General features: G+C 72.9%; 5 protein-coding genes. All 5 read left to right on the top strand.

What is annotated here, in order from left to right; genetic code table 11:
* Positions 1 to 248 precede the first annotated feature (248 nt).
* A complete protein-coding gene (locus ABZ641_RS29220) occupies positions 249 to 515 on the top strand; it encodes a hypothetical protein (RefSeq protein WP_359986536.1) in 267 nt (88 codons plus the stop codon).
* A 180-nt stretch (positions 516 to 695) separates the two neighbouring features.
* Entirely contained in the window at positions 696 to 1211 is a 516-nt protein-coding gene (locus ABZ641_RS29215) for a MauE/DoxX family redox-associated membrane protein (protein ID WP_344624005.1), read from the top strand.
* A 110-nt stretch (positions 1212 to 1321) separates the two neighbouring features.
* A complete protein-coding gene (locus ABZ641_RS29210; RefSeq protein ID WP_359986533.1) occupies positions 1322 to 2155 on the top strand; it encodes a thioredoxin domain-containing protein in 834 nt (277 codons plus the stop codon).
* A gap of 96 nt (positions 2156 to 2251) precedes the next feature.
* On the top strand, positions 2252 to 3184 hold the full coding sequence (gene lgt, locus ABZ641_RS29205) for a prolipoprotein diacylglyceryl transferase (protein ID WP_359986530.1): 933 nt from the start codon (positions 2252 to 2254) through the stop codon (positions 3182 to 3184).
* A gap of 259 nt (positions 3185 to 3443) precedes the next feature.
* A partial coding sequence (locus tag ABZ641_RS29200) for a VIT1/CCC1 transporter family protein (protein WP_359986538.1) occupies positions 3444 to 3704 on the top strand: 261 nt, incomplete at its 3' end.

Here is a 3704-nt window from a genome sequence, read left to right as displayed (position 1 = left end):
GTTTTCTCGGGCTGTGAGTGGAGATCGTGGCGCCGCCGCCTCGCCCGAGGCGGCGGGCCGCCGGCGTTCCCGGGCGCCTCCCGGAGTGCTCCCGTTGCGCGTTCGGTTCACCCGGACGAGTGGAGAGCGGGCCCTGTGCGCATCGCGCGCGATTGACCCGCGTTGAGCGGAGGGACGGGTTGAGGGTGCCGTCCGCACTCCGTGGTTCGTGCACCCTGCAACCGCCCAGACCGTCGAGAGGCCCGCCCGTGCCGTTCCTGCACCGCGCCGTCCTGATCCGTGCGGCGGCCGCCGCCCTCGCGCTCGGCGCGGCCCTCGCGGTGCAGACCTCGGCGGGGCAGGCGCTGGCCAGACGCGGTGCCGAACAGGCCGACCGGGACGCCCGGGCCTGCACCGCCGCCGCGGCGGCCCTCGCCGAGCTCGACGGCCCGGCGGCGGGCCACCACGGCCGTCCGTCCGCCGGCCCCGACACGCCGGGCGGCCGCTGCGGCCGGACGGATCGTCAGACCCGTTAGAACAAGCCGGACATCAGCAGCGAAAATCTCACCCTTTCGGCTTAATTCGCTAATGCGGAGGAACCGTACCTCTTCCTCTACGGTTCATCCGTCAGGGGCCGCCCGCCGCGGCCCGCCGCACCGAGTCCGTACAGCGCCGCGCGGCGCCGTGCGGAGCCGCACATGCCCAGGGGGAGAGCCATGGCCAGTCCGCAGACGATCCGGCCGCACGCCGACGGAGGGCTCCGCCGGCTGCTCTCCGGGCCCGCCGCCGAATGGATCGGCCTGGCCGCCCGGCTCGGGCTCGCCGTGGTCTGGGGCTGGGCCGGGCTCGCCAAGATCTCCGACCCGGCGGAGGCCGCCCAGGCCGTCCGCGCCTACGAGATCCTGCCCGAGTCCCTGGTCAAGCCGGTCGGCTACGGCCTGCCGTTCCTGGAGCTCGCACTCGCCCTGCTGCTGCTGATCGGCCTCGGCACGAGGCTGGTCGCCGCGGTCTCAGCCCTGCTGCTGCTCACCTTCATCGCGGGCATCGCCTCGGCCTGGGCCCGCGGCATCTCCATCGACTGCGGATGCTTCGGCGGCGGCGGCACGGTCGACGCGTCCAAGACGGAGTACTTCCGGGAGATCCTCCGCGACACCGGCTTCCTGCTGCTCGCCCTCTGGCTGGTCTTCCGGCCGAGGACGAAGTTCTCCGTCGACTCCTGGCTCGCCGCCTGACACCGACCCGCGCCGCCCCCGCACGGCCCCCGACCTGCGCCCGCACCCCCGACCCCGCGGACACCCCGCATCCCTCCGACGACCCGGACACGGCCTTGGAAACAGCACCCATGAGCGACAAGAACCGAGAAGGAAAGCGCACAGCCCGCGAGCGCATGCTGCAGCAGCGTGCCGCCGACGAGGCCCGTGGCCGCCGCAAGAAGCAGCTGATCGTCGCCGGCGTCGCGGTCGCGGTGATCGCCGCCGCGGTCGTCACCGGTGTGATCGTGCAGAACGAGCGCTCCACGCCGGAGACGCCGACCGCCGCCCCCACCGGCACCATCGGCGAGAAGAACCTCGTCATCCCCTCCGGCGCCGCCGACGCCCCCTCCGTGCTCACCGTCTACGAGGACCCGCGCTGCCCCGCCTGCGGCAGCTTCGAGCAGGCCTTCGCCCAGACCGTCAACGAGCTGGAGGACGCGGGCAAGCTCGCCGTGAACTACCACATCGTGTCGTTCATCGACCGCTCGCTCGGCGGCAAGGGCTCCAAGTACGGCGCCAACGCCCTCGCCTGCGCGCAGGACGCCGGCAAGTTCCGCGCCTACCACGACGTCCTCTACAAGAACCAGCCGCCGGAGACCGCCGACACCTACGGCGACAAGGCGGCCCTGATCGACCTCGCCCAGCAGGTCCCCGGCCTGGACACCCCGGCCTTCCGGGCCTGCGTCAACGACAACAAGTACGGCGACTGGGTCTCCGCCGTCCAGCAGGACTTCGACAAGTCCGGCTTCAAGTCCACGCCGACCCTGACGCTGAACGGCACCCCGATCTACCCGAAGAAGGGCGACGAGCAGATCTCCCCGGAGAACCTCGTGAAGTGGGTCGACGAGGCCAACCAGGGCAAGAAGCTCGGCACCACCGGATCGCCCGCGGCCCAGGCCACGAGCGCCGCGGCCACCCCCTGACCGGCCGCCCGACCCGGGCGCCCCGCGACCGTTCGGAAGCTGTGACCCGCGCCGGTGCCGATCCGGCGGCCGGGACACGGTAGCGTCGACCCTGCCATGGATCTCGCATACATCCCGAGCCCGTCGCGGGGCGTCCTCTACCTGGGGCCGGTCCCGCTGCGCGCCTACGCGTTCTGCATCATCATCGGCGTCGTCGTCGCGGTCTGGCTCGGCAGCAAGCGCTGGGTCGCCCGGGGTGGTGCCAAGCACACCGTCGGCGACATCGCCGTCTGGGCCGTGCCCTTCGGCCTGGTCGGCGGCCGGCTGTACCACGTGATCACCGATCACCAGCTGTACTTCGGCGACGGCAAGAACCCGTGGAACGCCTTCAAGATCTGGGAGGGCGGCCTCGGCATCTGGGGTGCGATCGCGCTCGGCGCGGTCGGTGCGTGGATCGGCTGCCGCCGCCGCGGCGTGCCGCTGCCCGCCTACGCCGACGCCATCGCGCCCGGCATCGCCCTCGCCCAGGCCTTCGGCCGCTGGGGCAACTGGTTCAACCAGGAGCTGTACGGCAAGCCGACCACGCTGCCCTGGGGCCTGGAGATCCACAAGGTGGAGTCGGACGGCACCGTGATCGAGGGCGTCTTCCACCCCACCTTCCTGTACGAGTCGCTCTGGTGCGTCGGCGTGGCCCTGCTGGTGATCTGGGCCGACCGCCGCTTCACCCTCGGCCACGGCCGGGCCTTCGCCCTGTACGTCGCCGCGTACACCGTGGGCCGGTTCTGGATCGAGTACCTGCGCATCGACGAGGCGCACCACATCCTGGGCCTGCGCCTCAACGACTGGACCTCGATCGTGGTCTTCGTGGCCGCCGTGGCCTACCTGGTGGTGTCCGCGCGGCTGCGCCCCGGCCGGGAGGCACCGGACTCCATCGACCCGGCGGCCCGCGCGGAGGCGGCCGAGGACGGTCCGTCCCGCTCCTCGGACAGCACCCGCGGCGCCGAGCGCACCGCCGCGCCGGCCGACACCGCCCCGGAGCAGCCGGCCTGATCCCCGTCTGACCTGCCGGAACGCCCGCCCGACGGCCGCCCGCCACCCCGTGTGGAGGGCGGCCGCCGGCATGTTCGGACAGCCTTACTTTGCTGGAAAGTCGCAGGTCAACGGGCTACGTTCGAACCCGTAGAGCCCTGCGGGCAACCCTGCCCAGGCCCATGGCGACGGCGCCGTGCCCGGCTGTGCAGGGGGGACGTCCGACAGGGGGGCCTGACCCATGAGCACCGTGACACACCCGACCGCCACCGAGGAGCCGATGCCGCGCATCCCGGAGGACGGGCACCACCGCGACGTGAACGGCGGCTGGCTGCGGCCCGCCGTCTTCGGCGCGATGGACGGCCTGGTCTCCAACCTCGCCCTGGTGAGCGGCGTGGTCGGCGGGGACGCCGGCCGCAGCGCCGTCCTCCTCACCGGTCTCGCCGGTCTCGCCGCCGGCGCCTTCTCGATGGCGGCGGGGGAGTACACCTCGGTCGCCTCCCAGCGCGAGCTGGTGGAGGCGGAGATCGAGGCCGAGCGG

It is taken from the genome of Kitasatospora sp. NPDC007106 (assembly GCF_040634455.1).
GTDB lineage: Bacteria > Actinomycetota > Actinomycetes > Streptomycetales > Streptomycetaceae > Kitasatospora > Kitasatospora arboriphila.
This window is presented reverse-complemented; position numbering and strand designations above follow the sequence as displayed.